Source organism: Bacillus smithii (assembly GCF_001050115.1).
Taxonomy (GTDB): domain Bacteria; phylum Bacillota; class Bacilli; order Bacillales; family DSM-4216; genus Bacillus_O; species Bacillus_O smithii.
The window spans coordinates 1,173,718-1,190,835 of record NZ_CP012024.1 but is presented as its reverse complement, the minus strand read 5'-3'; the positions used below and the strand labels follow the sequence as shown (position 1 = coordinate 1,190,835).

Sequence of the window (17,118 nt, the reverse complement as noted above, 5' to 3'; positions counted from 1 at the left end):
AATAATCCTTGATTTGATAGGTTTCTTTGGGTATCTCATATTCACTTGACACTGAAAAAATTCGTCTAAAAAACAAAAAGACACCTCTTTCTTTTGGTAAACTATTGGTGACCAAACCAAAAACCAAAGAAAGAAAGGTGTCACCATTATGATAACGAAAAAAGAGTATTTTGCGCAATTACCAAAAGAAATAAAAGACGGATTTTCTGAATTACAAATTGGTAATCATTTAAGAAAAGCAGGAATTATCAAGGCTTGTGGTTATTCTTGTTTATCGATTTTTCAACTATTATTTCTTCTTGTTTTTCAATACAGAAACTGGTACCACGCCTTACAAAGCAAAAAGGCTGCCGATTTACCAGGAAAAGATACCATTTATCGTTTTTTGAACTCGTCTACGTATAACTGGAGAACCTTTTTACTATCTCTGAGCTCCGAAGTGATTCGTCGTGTGAAACAAACGATTTCGAAGCGCCGTGTTACCGTGTTTATTGTAGACGATTCGATTTATTCTCGTAACCGTAGTAAATCGGTTGAGCTTCTAGCTAAAGTATTCGATCATTCCACTCGTCAGTTTGTCAATGGTTTTCAACTATTAACGCTCGGATGGTCCGATGGCTTTACATTTGTACCTATCGATTTCGCTCTTTTGAGTTCAGCGAACCAAAAGAATCGCTTGAACGAAATCCATTCGTCCATTGATAAACGAACCACAGGCTACAAACGACGGCTCGAGGCATTGGAAGCAAAACCAAACATGGTGTTGAAATTAGTAGAACATGCATTGGATAAAGGAATTTTCGCTGATTATGTGCTCATGGATACATGGTTTACTCATGCCCCGTTGGTGGAGAAGATTCACTCCAAAGGCCTTTTTGTCATTGGTATGGTCAAACAGCTGAAACAACGGTATCTTTTCAACGGAGAACGTTTAACCTTGGAACAACTGTATCGAAAAGCGAAACGAGACATTGGCAAAAAAGAAACACTCGGCTCGATTCACGCAACCCTTCATACGGGTTTACCAGTGAAAATCGTGTTTGTGCGGAATCGAAACAACCAAAGTGAATGGCTAGCCATTTTGAGTACAGATACCACGCTGTCTAATGAAGAAATCGTTCGAATCTATGGGATGCGTTGGGACATTGAAACCTTTTTTAAATTCAGTAAATCGTTTTTACATTTAGCCAAAGAGTTTCAAGGTCGTTCCTATGACATGATGATTAGCCATACTACCATTGTCTTCACTCGGTATATCTTGATTGCTTGGCAACTTCGGAAAGAAGAGGATCCGAAGACCATGGGCAACTTATTCTTGTTTCTATGTGACGAAGTAAAGGAGATGGACTTTAAAACGGCTTTACTACAATTGATTTCTCTTTTCCAAACTTTGGCTGAAGCTAAGGTTTATTTGAGTATGGACATTTTTCAGTGTCAACTGTCCAATTGGATTACTTCTTTACCTCGTTATATCAAGGACTGTCTTCATATTTCTGTGTGCGAAAGTTGAGTTAACTAATTTTATAAAAAGTTAACGTTTTTGAGATAATCGTATCATAACGGAAAATTTTAGACAATCTAAAAACGATCTTCTTTCGCGGCAAGCGGCAATGCCTGGTCCTTATGTTGATAAAGAACAGAGATTGGAGCATGTATGATGAGTTAAAAACCAATCTTCTCATCGAACAAAAAGGAGTTTATAATATTTGGAATATACAGAGAAAAAAATGGATATCCCCTTTTTAGTTTTATCGGTTTAGCCGTTTCAGAAAAATTAAAAAATATAAAGTTGAACTCCCATAAGAGAGTTTTTATTCCATTTTTATGAAAAAACTTTCTTTATCTTTTTCCTTCCCCTTTCCATCAAGCCTAAAAAAGGATATAATATGGTAAAAATGCTTCGAAAGGAGTTATCATGTTGAACAGCCAAAATGAATTGCCCTCGCTTCCTCCTACAACTACGAACCTCTCAAAAGCAATATTTACGGTGAATCGCCATGCTAAAACAGCCACCAATCCAAAATACTTATATTCACTGAAAAAGAAAGCGTTGCTGAAAATGATTCAAGAAGGAAAAGCAAAAAAAGTGGGGCTGCACTTTTCTCAAAATCCAAAATACAGTCAGCAGCAGTCTGATGTGCTCGTAACATGTGGAGAATACTCATTTCATATACCTGCCTCTAAAGATGACTTTCAACTTTTGCCGCATTTAGGTCATCTTGACCAGCATACTCATAATCCAAAATGTCATATGAGCCTGTTCCAAGCGAAAAAATTGCTTCAGAATTATACTGGTTTTGAAGAAAATGAAACACGTCCGTCAAGCGGACGAAAAAAATATCGAAAACCCGTTTTTAAACCTCTAGGAGAGTCATTTTTTTCCTAATGGCCACATCAACTAAAGAGGTTGGACCTTTGACCCGTTTTGCGGGTTCGTACGCTCCAGCCGCTTAACGTACGATTGTCGGCTGGAGTTTTACGCCATCAAATTGTTCACATAAATTACTGCATTGTTTGTGAGCCTCCCATCCACCCTTTCATTACAATCACGGCACTTTATGGACCGATATTCTCACCCCTTTTGCCATACCGTTCAAATTCATTCGATTGAGACGATTCCTTTTTATTGAAAAGCACTCTCTAAAGTTTCACCGTAAAAGTGAATCGGCGTTCCGTTACACATTTTTATGTCCGGAATAACAAAAAAGCACCTCACTCGGTGCCTTATCGCTATAAAATATACTCGTCAATTTTTTTGATCAATTCATTGATTTCTGGTTTGCTGACTTGTTCATCAGCTCCCACCATTTCTCCTTTGTGCCGTAATTCATTGGTGATCAATGAGGAAAAAATAATGACAGGCAGCTTTTTCAGACTTGGATTATCTTTTATCCGCTTGGTCAAATGATGTCCGTCCATTTGCGGCATCTCGATATCGGTAATCACCAATTGTACTTTTTCTGCAATATCAGATTCTTCTTCTATGAGAGATTCCAAGTAGGAAAGAGCCTCTTGTCCATTTTCAAAGAAATCAATATTTACATATCCCGCTTCTCCCAACGTCTCTTCCAATAATTTTCTCAACAGCGGCGAATCTTCCGCCACGATTATTTTCTTGTTCGATCTCTCCCGTTTACCAAGTTTTTTCACTTGTTCGACTTGAATACCGGAAGTCGGGTTAATATCGACCATTATTTTTTCAAAATCCAAAAGCAAAAGCATTTCTCCGTTCATTTTAATGACGCCGATGATTTCACTGCTTTTCCCTTGATAAATTTCGGAAGGCTTTTCAATGCTTTGCCATGAAATCCGGTGGATTTTAGAAACGTTGTTGACACGGAAAACAGCTTTTTGGCAGTTAAATTCCGTCACGATGAATTTATCATTCTCTTTCGGCTGAGAGTTTTCAAACCCCAGCACACTCATCATGTCGATTACCGGCAGTATTTCCCCGCGCAATTCGATAATTCCTTCAACATGAGGATGTGAATGAGGTATAAACGTGACGGGAACCGGCAATATAATTTCTCTCACTTTTATCACATTAATGCCGTATTTGTTTCCGTTCACTTCAAACTCTACAATTTCCAGTTCATTTGTCCCACTTTCTAACAGAACTGTCGTATTTTTGTCCATAGTGGCAACCCCTCCCAATTACCTTAACTATACCATGAAAATGATAGGCAAAAAAGACTATCTATTTTGAACTATGACGATTCCGTCGATTTTTTTTATTCCCGATTTTCAGCCATCCAATTTTGACAAAAATCAAAAACATAAAGAAGGCTATACATGCCATCCCTATTAACACCATATAATAAGCGTATTTAATATGAAGTTCCGGCATATAATCAAAATTCATTCCATATATTCCTACGATAAAGGTTAACGGCATAAAAATCGTCGTAATAATCGTCAGCGTCATCATAATGTTATTGGTCTTATTGGAATTAAAAGACATATAGTTATCACGGATATCGGCAGAAAACTCCCGGTAGGATTCCAGCATTTCTGATAACTTCAACAAATGGTCATATATATCGTGAAAATAAAATCGCTGATCTTCAATAAATGAGACATTTTCTGAATTTAAAAGCCTGTAAAGAAGATCTCTCATCGGCAAAATGGAGCGCCGGAGCTTGGACATGTCATGGCGTATTTCAAATATTTTATCCAGCAACTCATTAACAGCCTCTCTATCGCTGTTTTCTTCGATTTGATTGAGGGTATCTTCAATATGGAAGACAGGCTGAAAATAATCGTCTACGATCTGGTCAATAATGCTGTGGACCACAAAAATCGGCCCCTTTTTTAAACCTTCTTCTTTTTTTAGACGCACCCATGAGTTATTAATGGCTCTGTTCGGCTGTTTATGATAGGTGACAAGCATATGACTGTTCATAAACACCTCTACTTCGTCTGTAGCCAAAGTTGTTTGCTGAATGGAATGCAAAAGAAAAAATAAATAATTTTTGTAGAAATCCACTTTGGGCCTTTCAATCAATTCGTCTAAACAGTCCTCCACAGCCAATGGATGGAAATGAAAAAAATCACGTAAAAGGGAATTTTCCTGATCGGTTGGCTCCGAAAAATCCACCCAATACCAAACCGTATGTTCATTGTTAAGATCACGAAGCGGAACATCATATACGATTTGGTTATCTTTATCAACAGCGCATGTTCTGATCATAATCTCTCATTCAACCGCCTTTAAATGATGAAGTTTTTTGATTCTTTCCTTTTTAAGAGACTCTATAGACATTATAATGATAACAAAAGGAAAGAAAGGTTAGTGAAAAACATTGGAACAATATCTGAACGAAAACGTCAAAAATATTCAAATCTCTGGAATTAGAAAGTTTTTTAATATGGTGAGCGGAATAGAAGGGATGATCTCCTTAACCATTGGCCAACCGGATTTTCCTACACCGGATCATATAAAAAAAGCGGGAATGAATGCCATTCAAGAAAATTTTACCGTTTATACACATAACGCAGGATATTTGCCGCTTCGCCAAGCCATTAGCCATTATGTACATAAAAAATATGATTTAACCTATTCGCCGGAAAGCGAAATCATTGTCACGATAGGAGCGAGCGAAGCGATTGACGTTGCCTTAAGAACCATTTTATGCCCTGGAGATGAAGTCATCCTTCCAGGTCCGGTCTATCCCGGCTATGAACCGATCATTCGGATGTGCCAAGGGGTCCCTGTTTTTGCCGATACTAGGGACAACCAATTTAAATTAACAAAAGACGTTCTTGAAAAATATGTCACCGCCAACACGAAATGCGTTATTTTGCCTTATCCGTCCAATCCAACAGGAGTAAGTTTAACAGAAGACGAGTTAAAAGAAATCGCTCTATTTCTTAAAGATAAACCTATTTTCGTGATTGCTGACGAAATCTACAGCGAACTTCTTTACGATCGTCCTCATGTCTCCATCGGCCGTTTTTTAAGAGAACAGACAATAGTCATCAACGGCTTGTCGAAATCGCATTCCATGACTGGATGGCGGATTGGCTTTTTAATGGCGCCGGAAAACATCGCCCAACATTTACTAAAAGTTCATCAATATAACGTGTCTTGCGCTTCTTCTATTTCTCAAATGGCTGCATTGGAAGCTTATACAAATGGAGAAGAAGACTCCGCGGCTATGAGGGAAGAATACAAAAAGCGCCGCGCTTATGTATATGAGCGTCTCGAAAGTTCCGGCTTGGAAGTGGTCCGCCCGGACGGGGCATTTTATTTCTTTGTAAAAATACCTGATGCGATAAAACTGGATTCTTTTGATTTTTGCCTTCAATTAGCGCGGGAACAAAAAGTGGCCTTGGTTCCCGGGAGTGCCTTTTCCCACTATGGAGAAGGATACTTTAGGCTGTCGTATGCTGCCTCGATGAAAGAGCTTGAGGAAGGGCTGAACAGACTGGAGAATTTTCTAAAAAGCAAACATATCCTGTAATCATTCTGCTTGCTTCGATAATATCGTAAAAATGTTGGCATTCAAAAACGGTAAAAAACTGGTCCTTTTGTGGACCAGTTTTTGCTTCTTTTTTTATTCAGCCCAATATTTGATAAGGGCTTGCGTCCCACTTGATTCTTCTCCTTTTGCCGACAGTTCCTCATACATTTGTTTAGCCAGCGAAAGTCCCGGAAGTGAAAGATTCATTTTTTCGGCTTCTTCAAGAGCAATCTTCATATCTTTTATAAAGTGTTTAATGTAAAAACCCGGTTCAAAGTCTTCTTTTAAAATACGTGGAGCTAAATGAGACAACGACCAGCTCCCGGCTGCTCCTGTGGAAATGCTTTTTAGCACCATTTCCGGATCCAATCCCGCTTTTTTCGCATAAATAAGCGATTCGCACACACCGATCATATTAGTAGCAATAGCAATCTGATTGCACATTTTTGTATGTTGTCCGGAGCCGGCTTTCCCTTGGTAAACAATATTATTTCCTAAAACGTTTAAAAGATCTTGAACCCGATCAAAAATTTCTTTATCTCCTCCGACCATGATGGCAAGCGTCCCGTTTCTAGCGCCGATATCTCCTCCTGAAACAGGGGCATCTAATGTATAGATTCCTTTCGATTGGGCTGTTTGATAAATGTGTACAGCCAATGACGGCTTGGAAGTGGTCATATCGATAAAAATCTGTCCACTTCGGCCGTTTTCAATCAGTCCGTTTTCAGATAAATAAACTTCTTCCACATCACTTGGCATACCGACTATCGTAAAAACGATGTCCGCCTGTTTCACTAATTCTTTCGGACTGTTCGCCCATTTTGCTCCATTCTTTAATAGCTCATTCGCTTTTTCTTTTGTCCGATTATACACCACCAGCGGATAACCGTCCGCTAAAATATGTCCGGCCATACTTTTCCCCATTACTCCTGTTCCAATAAACCCGACAACCGGTTTCGTCATCCTCCTCCTGATTGCCAAAATCCGTATAAACGGGCGAACTCCCATCAGAAGAGATTTCACATCTCCCCAGGGCCTTTACATCGATAAACCTGCGAGTCTTTCAGGATATACAATAACGATGTAATCGTTTAAAAATACAGAAGATTCCCTCGACTATTCGAATACCCGTTTATATAATTGGATTTCGCAATCAGTTGTTCACCTCCTCCGTTTATTGTAAAACGATCTGAACCTTTCCATAATAAAATGAACGATCTTTATATACCGAAAAAAAGAAGACCTGTTTCAACAGGTCTTTAAAAGAAAAGGGGGTTGTGAGTGAGAATCTTTAAAATTCCTCTTTCATCATTAGAATTCCCCCCATTTTCTTTTTTAAACATGTTTTTACAAAACATGTGCCTGTTGTTTTCAATATCATATATTTGATGTTTTTTCGATTCGTCGAATGGTCTTTGAAAGCATTAAATGGAACGGACCATGCCGCCGTCGACTAAGAAAGTGCTGCCTGTCATATATGTATTGGCTTCCGAAGCTAAAAACGCGACCACATTCGCAAATTCCTCCGGTTTTCCGTATCTTCCGAGAGGAATCTTACTTTTCATGATTTCTGACATTTCTTCTATGGAGATCCCTTGTTTTTCAGCGCCAATTTTATCCAGCTCGATAATTCTATCAGTCGCGATGCGCCCTGGAGCCACTGTGTTCACTAAAATATTATACGGAGCAAGTTCCGTAGCCAGTGTTTTAGAAAGCCCTACTATCCCTGTTCGGAATGTATTCGATAAGATTAAACCTGGAATTGGCTCTTTAATAGAAGAAGAAGCAATATTGATGATCTTTCCGCCGTTTTGTTTTAAATAAGGCAAAGCGGCTCGAATCATTCGTATATAGGAAAGCAGATTCAATTCAAACGCTTTTTGCCACATTTCATCCGTTATTTCTTCAAACGTTCCGGACGGCGGTCCTCCTGCATTGTTGACCAAAATATCGACTCCGCCATAAACGTCTACCGTTCGTTCGACCAGATGTTGAATATCAGCAAGTTTTGTCACATCGCAAGTTGTCCATTCTATCCGGCCGGGCAATGTCTTGTCCCATTTTTGTTTTAGATCTTTCAGCTTTTGTTCGCTTCTGCTGGAAATCATGACATTGGCTCCGTTAGCCGCGAGTTCCTCCGCAATAGCTTTTCCCAACCCTTGACTAGAAGCGGCAACGATTGCCTTTTTTCCTTCTAAACCTAACTTCAAGCAGAATCCCTCCTTTAACCAAAGTACTTTTATTATAAAACATGCAAAATTTTCTTGCATTTTTTTCGCTTAATTACCGTCTAATCACAAAGTCGATCTAAAATGCCATGAAATTGGCAGAACAACATCAAACGTTTATTCCCTCCAACCACCAAAAAAGAGGCTGGAACTTTTTAAAACTCCAGCCTCCATAAAGGGGGAAATGAGAATAAAGATCTAAGTTGAGTATTCGTGTGGCATTTAACATTTTTACCCCTGATTAAGAATTTATACATCTTAATGGCTATATTGAGAAGACACTGCTTTTTCAACAAGTTCTACTACTTCAGCAGTAGTTCTTTTATTCAATGCTTCAAAAGCCAATTGTTCCATTTCGGATCGATTTAACTTTTTAATAAGAGATCGAGCTTTTAGAATGGATGTGGCACTCATGGAGAATTCATCAAGACCAAGACCGAGCAAGAGCGGAATGGCCGTCTCATCTCCTGCCATTTCTCCACACATTCCTGCCCATTTACCTTCTTTATGAGCGGCATCGATGACCATTTTCACAAGCCGTAAAATCGCCGGATTGTATGGTTGATACAAATAGGATATGCGTTCATTCATACGGTCTGCTGCCAGCGTATATTGAATTAAATCGTTCGTTCCTATGCTGAAAAAGTCCACTTCTTTTGCAAATTGATCTGCCATTACAGCCGTGGACGGAATTTCCACCATAATGCCGACTTCAATCGAATCCGAAACTTTCGTTCCATTCTGAATCAATTTTTCTTTTTCTTCTTCTAAAATAGCTTTTGCTTCACGAAACTCATTAATGGTTGCAATCATAGGGAACATAATTTTCAGATTGCCGTAAACGCTGGCGCGCAGCAATGCCCGAAGCTGTGTGCGGAACAGATCTTGATCTTCCAAGCATAAGCGAATAGCCCGGAAACCTAGGAACGGGTTCATTTCTTTTGGAAGATTTAAATATGGAAGTTCTTTATCTCCGCCAATATCAAGTGTGCGGACAACGACTGGCTTTCCGTTTAAGCCTTCCAATACCGTTTTATAAGCTTCGAATTGTTCTTCTTCAGACGGCAGCTGATCTCGTCCCATATACAGAAATTCAGTACGGAACAAGCCAACTCCTTCTCCTCCGTTATTGATAACGCCTTCTATATCTTTCGGCGTTCCAATATTGGCGACCAGTTCGACTTGATGGCCATCGCTGGAGTATGTTTTTTCATTCTTCAATTTGGCCCATTCTGCTTTTTCCTTAGCAAATTGTTCCGCTTTGTCTTTATAAGATTCAATGACTTCAGGAACAGGATTGACATGAACCTCTCCATTGATGCCGTCAACGATCACTAAATCGCCATTTTGAATTTCTTTTGTCGCTTCCTTTGTCCCCACAACAGCAGGAATTTCCATTGAACGCGACATGATAGCGGAGTGAGAAGTTCTTCCCCCTACGTCGGTCGTAAAACCTTTAACAAATTGTCGGTTCAATTGAGCAGTATCAGAAGGAGTTAAATCTTCTGCTACTATGATTACTTCTTCCGCAATCAAGCTAGGATTCGGAAGTTCCACTCCTAATAAATGAGCGAGAACACGCTTCGTTACATCTCTAATGTCAGCTGCCCGTTCTTTCATATATTCGTTATCCATGTTTTCAAACATGGAAACAAACATATCAGCTGTTTCTTTTAAAGCATATTCAGTATTGACTTTTTCATTTTTGATTTTATCTTTAATAGAACCTGTCATCTCAGGATCGCTTAATACAAGAAGATGAGCTTCAAAAATGGCTGCTTTTTCTTCGCCCAACTCTTTTTTGGCATGATCCCGAATCGTTTCAAGCTCGCTTTGAGATTGACGGATTGCTTCTTCAAAGCGGTTGATTTCTTGTTCAGAATTCTGAATGTCTTTTCTTTCTACTTTTAAGTCGGGTTCCACTAAACGGTATGCTTTCGCAATTGCAATCCCGTTTGATGCTGCGATTCCTTTTAAAATCGTCGACATTATTCTGCCAAACCTTCTTTTTTCATAGTTTCTTCAATCGTTTTCAACGCATCCGCTTCATCGCTTCCTTCAGCGGAAATCGTTATTTGGGCGCCTTTTCCGATTCCTAGCGCCATAACACCCATGATGGATTTCAAGTTCACTTTTTTGCCATTATATTCAAGCTGAACATCGCTAGAAAATTTGCTTGCAGTTTGTACTAATTTAGTTGCTGGACGAGCATGGATTCCTGTTTCATCAATAACGGTAAATTGTTTTTGCACCATTTATCATCGTCTCCTTTACTTTTTCGTCATCAATACATTAACGAATCTTTCTTCATTCGTCAATACTGGTCTATACCACATGAAAACTCAATGCAATTCCCCCATGAAAGAATATCATGGAAAACCGGATAGTGACAATAAAGAAAGTGTGTCATTTCTATTATATCTTAAAGAAAGAAATCTTATTTCTTTTGGATTTCTGTAAAGAATTCGGACTATTTCATTCTGTTATGCAAATCACATTGGATTTAAAGGGTTAACTTAGCGCTTTCTCTCTTTTTGCAAGTGCCGTCATCAAAGAAGACTTCTCTTCATTTTTCTTTCAAAGAATATAAAAAAAATAGACCCTATGAAAGAAGTCTAGGATTTTGAAATCGCAAATTGTTTATCGTATTCATTTAATAACAGATCAAGTTCTTTGCTTAATTTTATTGTCTCTTCACTGTTTAACCCTTTTTCAATCCCGACCGCAATCATCGCGATTCTTTTTTCTTCAATTAACTGGATGAGTATAGCCGGGGAACGGTTAGTATTCACATTTCGTCACCACATTTCGAATTTTATCCCCAGAAAAATCGAAGTCTTTCATCTACAATAGATTACTATATTATTGATAATTTTACAATCAATGACATTGTGAATTTATATATGTTTTTACAATATTTGATAATTATATGAAACTTTTATTAACGATGGCTTTCTAACAACTTGTTCGAATCAAATGATAGGAAAAGTTACCAACGTGGGACATTCTTCGGTGCTTCCATCCTTAAAGGCAGGGGCTTTTTGTGGAAAATCGCCGGTCAAATGACAGCCCAAAAAGGAGAACCGGATGATCGTATACTCCTTATTAAATATTTTTAAAGACATTTACTTTCGAGGTTCTTTATCATAATAAAACAGCACATCTCCCCCTCTTTGGGCCACTCCACGAAAATGTTTGAAATCCGGCCGCTTAACAAGATGGGAGCGAAACTGCATAAAATCCTCTTTTTTCACTAAAAACTCGTGAATTTCCTCGTTTTTCAATTTGTCCAAAATGGATTGTATTTCTTCTTCTTTCAAGAGATTCCCCCCTATTCGTGCTTATCTGCCAAATCCGAATATGGTCTTTAAGCTAGAAAGCGAGCGCAATAGGTTCGATCATCTTTTAAAGTTCAAAAAAACACCAAGACAGCAAAATCATCAATGCGCACAGTACAGCTATACGTTCGTAGTCATGATGATTTTAGAGTGAACTTTTCATTTTTGGAATTCATTATCCAAGCCAGCCGACGATGTTTCCATGTTTTGAGAAAAAGAAAGATCTCCTTCGAAAATAGCGATTTTCAAACAAAAATTATTATAAGACTATTGCTTTCAAAATGCTATAAAAAAGATTATTGAAAAATTATACATTTTTATGTAAAAAGACTTTACCTTTTGATTCTTATAGGGCAAACTATTATTAATTATTTTCCACATCTTGCAACCAGGAATGCGGGCTTGCTGTTGTTTAATCGCGTCTTATGCAAAATTTGTACTCCGTCCTATGAGTGACTTATTTCGGACTATAATTCAAAGGAGAGAGGGTTATGATCAAAGCAGAAGTAGGAAATATCATTGAGTTTAAAGGCGGATTGAGGGGGATCGTCGAGAAGGTGAACGAAAATTCGGTGATTGTGGATTTAACTTATATGGAAAACTTCAGAGAGTTGGATTTAGAAGAAAAAACAGTGGTCAACCATAAAAATTATACGATCGTACAAAAATAGGTCCATGCTCTCACATCGAAGGTTTGACATCTATAGAAACGTTTTTTCGGAGAAAGCCCAGTATATCTTTTTTCAGTTTCGGCTTTACAAAAAAAGGATTTTGAACCGAATTTGAAAAGAATTTGTAAATCATTTGAAGCAGATTTCCTTTAAAATAGAATCAGAAGCAGAAACAGGCAATGTATATTCATTGAGATTTCCTGTTCTCAATGCTTATTCCCTGATGCCAATCTCGATGCATTGCCGGTTATACAACAAAAGGATAGAGGAGGAAATGGCATGAAAAGTTGGACCAAAACTGTTCTTGCATTGGCATTATTGTCAACTCTCAGTTTAGCCGGATGCGGAACGAATGAAAAAACATCTGAAAACGAAAACCAGGCATCATCTAATACTGTCGAAACAAAAGAGCATAAGGACGCTGCAAAACAAGCCGTTCAATCAAGCGAATCCAATCAAGAAAGCGAAAATCAAAATACCGCCAGCTCAGAAAACAAGCAAAATGAACAGGAATCAGCGAAAGCAAACGATTCCTCAAACAATCAGACTGAAAAAAAGGCTTCAACCAATGACAGCGTTCAACCTAAGGATAGCTCACAATCCAAAGACAGTACACAATCCGGAACCGTCCGCCCATTCGAGAAAAAAATTCAATATTCCATAGGCGGACAAAACAAAACCGATACAGCTGTATTGGAAGAAAGCGACAACCAAGGGTTTTCCATGTATGTTCTTCCCCACTATGAACTAACAGCCGAAGAACCATACAAAGACGTTGTGTACTTTAAAGACAAAGACCAGCTGTTTATGCGAATTGAATTAATGCAAAAAACCCAAAATTGGGATACATTTAAACAATCGGCTTTCGATCAGTTGAAAGCTATTAATGATGAGGTAAAAACGATTTCGCCGCCAAATACAAGCACGTTTAAAAACGCTACCGCCTATCGGACTAGCACTCAAGATGCAGTGGTCACTGCTTATGTGATACCATCGAGCACCCAGCCGATAAAGATTACCATTTATGATGACAAAGACAGCTCGTATTCAGATGCCTTTTTAAAAATGGCGGATACCATTCAAGTGAAATAACTTTCTTTAGGGAAGCTGATCATCGCTTCCCTTCCCTCTGCCTCTCCCCTCTCTCATTTCATTTATCACCATTTAATCTTTTTCTTTCGACGTTTTATCCCATAGCAGAGAAATCCCGCTCCCATTATTTGATAGGCTTTACCCAAAGAAGAAAGAAGAACAAAAAACTAAAGTATCCGAATAATGGATAAAGAAAGGATAACAATCGCCCGTAATGAAGCTGGCTTAAGCAAAAAGCAATCAAAAAAACGCTGATATAAAGAAGAATAGGCTGAATTGGCCAGTAATGACTCAATTGTCTTTCCAATCCATATATGTTTCCGATAATCGAAGTAAAAATTTCTCCATAAATAATACATAAATAAATGCCTGAAATTCCATAGGCGACGTTATTCATAACGCTTGCCATCGGTATTTCCAAGCTAGTTACGTCAGGAAGCTGCAACAAAACAAAGTGGCTGGAAAGGAGAATGATCGTCAAAAATAATCCTCCAATGATTCCCCCCCATCGGATGGTTCTTTCGTCATTGATCTCTGCGGCAACAGGAACTAATACTGCTTGAGCAAGAGCCAAATTAAAAGCCGTATAAGCGAAAGGACTTACTATGGATTGAATACTAATATCGGAAGAAGCTGACGAAAAAAGAGAAGAAAAAAATTCCGGTGTTTGGGATGAAACCAAAAACACAATAAGGTTAAAAGTGATCATCAGCGGAACAACAAATGAATTGACAGCCAATAGTCCTTTCGTTCCATTGATGATCACAATAACCCCTCCAAAAATCGTCAACCAAATCCCCAATTGCTTCGATAATCCTAATTGTTCCTCAAAAAGCGCTCCAGCCCCAGCTAGCATAACGCCGGATACACAGATTAACATGAACAGCATGGCCATATTAAAAAAGAAAGCAAGTTTTTTGCCAAATAAATATTCATTTAATTCTTCATAAGATTGAGCTTTTAACTTGATTGATACTCTCATCGTCTTCGTTCCCATAACAATAAACAAATAGCCGCTTACCATGATTCCGAGGAACCCAATGAATCCAAACTGAGTAAAAAACTCCACGATTTCCTTTCCCGTTGCAAATCCCGCTCCAATCACTGTTCCTACGTAAACAAACGCAATTTGAAGAGCGCCATAAAAAGCCTTCACGAATACTCCCCCAATTCTTTCCCCTCTGTCCATATGTATGTGAAACCATCCCCTTTCATAAGCGGAAAGCAAAAAATTTTATTTTAAGAAAATCACTTCGTGAGGGTGAGAAAAAAATTTTTTAAAAAAGAACAAAAAAATTTCATCAAAACACTTGAAAGTCAAAAATGGTCAGACTATAATAAAAGCGAAAGGTCAAAGTTAGTCAAACTTTCTCGATGATCTTTGACGAAAATCAGTTGACACTAACAGATGATCCTTTTAAATTCATCTGCTGTTTACGAGCACCTTAAAAGTCAAAGTTAGTCAAAGTCAAAACCTTTTAAGGAGGTTGAATAAATGCTCTGTGAAAAATGCCATCAAAAACCTGCCAATATAAGCCTTCATTTGCAAATCAATGGACAATCGAAAGATTACCATTTTTGCGAAGAATGTTATGAGAAAGAAAAACAATCGATCGCTCAATTACAAGGAGGGATGCCTATGTTCATGAATTTTGGTGGATTTCCGTTCGACGATTTCTTTAAAGGCTTCGGGGAACAACCTCCATTTGAAAACGGAACGCTAAACGCTTTTCCATACCAAGCACAGCCAAAACAAGCCGGAAACGGCAACAGTTTTCTTGACCAGTTTGGCCGCAACTTAACAAATGCAGCAAGAGCCGGCATCATCGATCCTGTTATTGGCCGCGACGAAGAAATCAACCGTGTGATTGAAATTTTAAATAGAAGAAATAAAAACAATCCGGTTCTGATCGGTGAACCAGGTGTCGGAAAAACGGCAATCGCCGAAGGGTTGGCTCTGAAAATCGCCGAAGGCTCCGTTCCTTCCAAATTGAAAAATAAAGAAGTATATTTGCTGGATGTCGCTTCACTCGTCGCGAATACAGGAATTCGCGGACAATTTGAGCAAAGAATGAAACAATTAATTGCAGAACTGCAAAAAAGAAAAAATATTATACTCTTTATCGACGAAATTCATCTTTTAGTGGGAGCCGGATCCGCTGAAGGGTCTATGGATGCCGGAAATATTTTGAAACCGGCGCTCGCACGTGGAGAATTGCAAGTGATCGGTGCCACCACATTGAAAGAATATCGACAAATTGAAAAGGATGCTGCTTTGGAACGCCGCTTCCAACCTGTTCAAGTGGATGAACCAGCACCGGAAAAAGCTTTGGAAATACTGAAAGGTTTGAAGAAACGTTATGAGGATTACCATGGCGTCCAATACACGGATGATGCGTTAGCAGCCTGCGTCCATTTATCACATCGTTATATCCAAGACCGATTCTTGCCAGACAAAGCCATTGATTTAATGGACGAAGCTGGTTCCAAATTGAACTTAACCATTACGACAAACGATAAAGACACCATTCAAGCGCGGTTGAACCAAATAGCGAAAGAAAAAGAAAAAGCTTTACAAGAAGAACACTATGAACTGGCTGCTAAATTAAGAGACGAAGAAGCCAGCCTTGAAAAACAACTGAACAGCGAGGCGGATTCAAACATTCGTCCGGTCGTCACTGTCGCTCATATACAAGAGATTATTGAAAAGAAAACGGGAATTCCGGTCGGCAAATTACAGCAAGATGAACAAGAAAAAATGAAACATTTAGAAGAAAACTTAGCGAAAAAAGTCATCGGCCAAGATGAAGCAGTCAAAAAAGTGGCGAAAGCCATCAAAAGAAGCCGCGCCGGCCTTAAAGCGAAAAATCGACCTATTGGCTCTTTCTTGTTCGTCGGTCCTACCGGAGTTGGGAAAACGGAATTAAGCAAAACGCTTGCCGAAGAATTGTTCGGTTCAAAAGATGCCATGATTCGTCTCGATATGAGTGAATATATGGAAAAACACAGCGTGTCAAAATTGATCGGTTCTCCTCCTGGCTATGTAGGTCATGAAGAAGCTGGTCAATTAACAGAAAAAGTTCGTCGCAATCCATACAGCATCATTTTGTTGGACGAAATTGAAAAAGCCCATCCAGACGTTCAACATATGTTCTTGCAAATTTTAGAAGATGGTCGCTTGACAGATAGTCAAGGACGAACTGTAAGCTTTAAAGACACCGTTATTATCGCAACAAGCAACGCAGGACAATCGGTTAAAACGATTACGGTTGGATTTGAAAAGGGAAATGACAAAAGCGAAAGTTCCGTGCTGGATTCGTTGAAAAATTACTTTAAACCAGAATTCCTCAATCGTTTTGACAGCATTATTGAGTTTAAACCTTTAGAAAAAGAAGAATTGAAGAAGATTGTCGATTTGATGTTGGCGGAATTAAACGAATCATTAAAAGAACAAGAAATGACGATCGAAGTAACGCCTGAAGCAAAAATGAAACTAGCTGAACTCGGCTATCATCCAGAGTTTGGCGCCCGTCCGTTGCGCCGAGTCATTCAAGAACATTTAGAAGATCCGATTGCCGATTATATGTTGGACCATCCGGATGTAAAACATTTAAAAGCCGTGCTGGAAAATGATCACATCGTCATTGCTGCAAACTGATATTGGTCTTGAATGAAAAGAGGCAGACACTAAAAGAGGATACGGTCTATTAAATAGATTTAACTCCACAAAGCCGTATTCTCGTGTCAGCCTCTTTTTTTACTTTACAGCAAGTCAGAAGGATCATAGAATCGCATAAAAGCCTTTCTGATTCGAATGAAAGAGCAA

General features: G+C 38.7%; 15 protein-coding genes. 6 read left to right on the top strand and 9 right to left on the bottom strand.

From position 1 onward, the window contains the following. The first annotated feature begins 148 nt into the window (after nt 1–148). Complete coding sequence (locus BSM4216_RS05645) at nt 149–1,510, top strand: IS4 family transposase (protein ID WP_003353499.1); 1,362 nt, start codon at nt 149–151, stop codon at nt 1,508–1,510. A gap of 405 nt (nt 1,511–1,915) precedes the next feature. Then, entirely contained in the window at nt 1,916–2,386 is a 471-nt protein-coding gene (locus tag BSM4216_RS05640; RefSeq protein WP_048623046.1) for a YkyB family protein, read from the top strand. 344 nt (nt 2,387–2,730) lie between these two features. Here the strand turns inward: BSM4216_RS05640 and BSM4216_RS05635 are convergent, their stop codons facing one another. Then, complete coding sequence (locus BSM4216_RS05635) at nt 2,731–3,636, bottom strand: chemotaxis protein (RefSeq protein WP_048623045.1); 906 nt, start codon at nt 3,634–3,636, stop codon at nt 2,731–2,733. A gap of 61 nt (nt 3,637–3,697) precedes the next feature. Beyond that, the gene (corA, locus tag BSM4216_RS05630) at nt 3,698–4,690 is read right to left on the bottom strand and encodes a magnesium/cobalt transporter CorA (protein ID WP_048623044.1); all 993 of its coding nucleotides are present in this window, start codon (nt 4,688–4,690) and stop codon (nt 3,698–3,700) included. 112 nt (nt 4,691–4,802) lie between these two features. Between corA and BSM4216_RS05625 the strand changes: the two genes are divergently transcribed. Beyond that, nucleotides 4,803–5,963 (top strand): aminotransferase A, encoded by a 1,161-nt coding sequence (locus BSM4216_RS05625; protein ID WP_048623043.1) that lies wholly within the window; start codon nt 4,803–4,805, stop codon nt 5,961–5,963. Between the two features lie 93 nt (nt 5,964–6,056). Here the strand turns inward: BSM4216_RS05625 and BSM4216_RS05620 are convergent, their stop codons facing one another. The 6 genes from BSM4216_RS05620 to BSM4216_RS05600 all read right to left on the bottom strand — a co-directional run bounded on the left by BSM4216_RS05620 (nt 6,057) and on the right by BSM4216_RS05600 (nt 11,511). Continuing rightward, a complete protein-coding gene (locus BSM4216_RS05620) occupies nt 6,057–6,926 on the bottom strand; it encodes an NAD(P)-dependent oxidoreductase (protein WP_048623042.1) in 870 nt (289 codons plus the stop codon). A 461-nt stretch (nt 6,927–7,387) separates the two neighbouring features. Beyond that, nucleotides 7,388–8,173: an SDR family oxidoreductase gene (locus tag BSM4216_RS05615; protein ID WP_048623041.1), complete on the bottom strand. Its 786-nt coding sequence runs from the start codon at nt 8,171–8,173 to the stop codon at nt 7,388–7,390. Between the two features lie 276 nt (nt 8,174–8,449). Beyond that, a complete protein-coding gene (gene ptsP / locus BSM4216_RS05610) occupies nt 8,450–10,180 on the bottom strand; it encodes a phosphoenolpyruvate--protein phosphotransferase (RefSeq protein WP_048623040.1) in 1,731 nt (576 codons plus the stop codon). Then, entirely contained in the window at nt 10,180–10,446 is a 267-nt protein-coding gene (locus tag BSM4216_RS05605) for a phosphocarrier protein HPr (protein ID WP_003354366.1), read from the bottom strand. The genes ptsP and BSM4216_RS05605 overlap by 1 nt, the downstream gene beginning before the upstream one ends. Before the next feature lie 360 nt (nt 10,447–10,806). Further along, the gene (locus tag BSM4216_RS16200) at nt 10,807–10,983 is read right to left on the bottom strand and encodes an aspartyl-phosphate phosphatase Spo0E family protein (protein ID WP_234395482.1); all 177 of its coding nucleotides are present in this window, start codon (nt 10,981–10,983) and stop codon (nt 10,807–10,809) included. 333 nt (nt 10,984–11,316) lie between these two features. Beyond that, nucleotides 11,317–11,511: a hypothetical protein gene (locus BSM4216_RS05600; RefSeq protein WP_003354365.1), complete on the bottom strand. Its 195-nt coding sequence runs from the start codon at nt 11,509–11,511 to the stop codon at nt 11,317–11,319. A 509-nt stretch (nt 11,512–12,020) separates the two neighbouring features. On the opposite strand from BSM4216_RS05600, the gene BSM4216_RS05595 reads away from it, so the two are divergent. Both BSM4216_RS05595 and BSM4216_RS05590 read left to right on the top strand, forming a co-directional pair. Continuing rightward, nucleotides 12,021–12,200 (top strand): YkvS family protein, encoded by a 180-nt coding sequence (locus tag BSM4216_RS05595; protein ID WP_003354364.1) that lies wholly within the window; start codon nt 12,021–12,023, stop codon nt 12,198–12,200. A 279-nt stretch (nt 12,201–12,479) separates the two neighbouring features. Further along, the gene (locus BSM4216_RS05590; RefSeq protein ID WP_048623039.1) at nt 12,480–13,292 is read left to right on the top strand and encodes a hypothetical protein; all 813 of its coding nucleotides are present in this window, start codon (nt 12,480–12,482) and stop codon (nt 13,290–13,292) included. Nucleotides 13,293–13,416: 124 nt separating this feature from the next. Here BSM4216_RS05590 and BSM4216_RS05585 read toward each other — a convergent pair whose 3' ends face one another. Further along, nucleotides 13,417–14,448, bottom strand: a complete 1,032-nt coding sequence (locus BSM4216_RS05585; RefSeq protein WP_048624413.1) for a YkvI family membrane protein — start codon at nt 14,446–14,448, stop codon at nt 13,417–13,419. Between the two features lie 339 nt (nt 14,449–14,787). Between BSM4216_RS05585 and BSM4216_RS05580 the strand changes: the two genes are divergently transcribed. Next, nucleotides 14,788–16,950, top strand: a complete 2,163-nt coding sequence (locus BSM4216_RS05580; RefSeq protein WP_048623038.1) for an ATP-dependent Clp protease ATP-binding subunit — start codon at nt 14,788–14,790, stop codon at nt 16,948–16,950. Nucleotides 16,951–17,118: the final 168 nt, after the last annotated feature.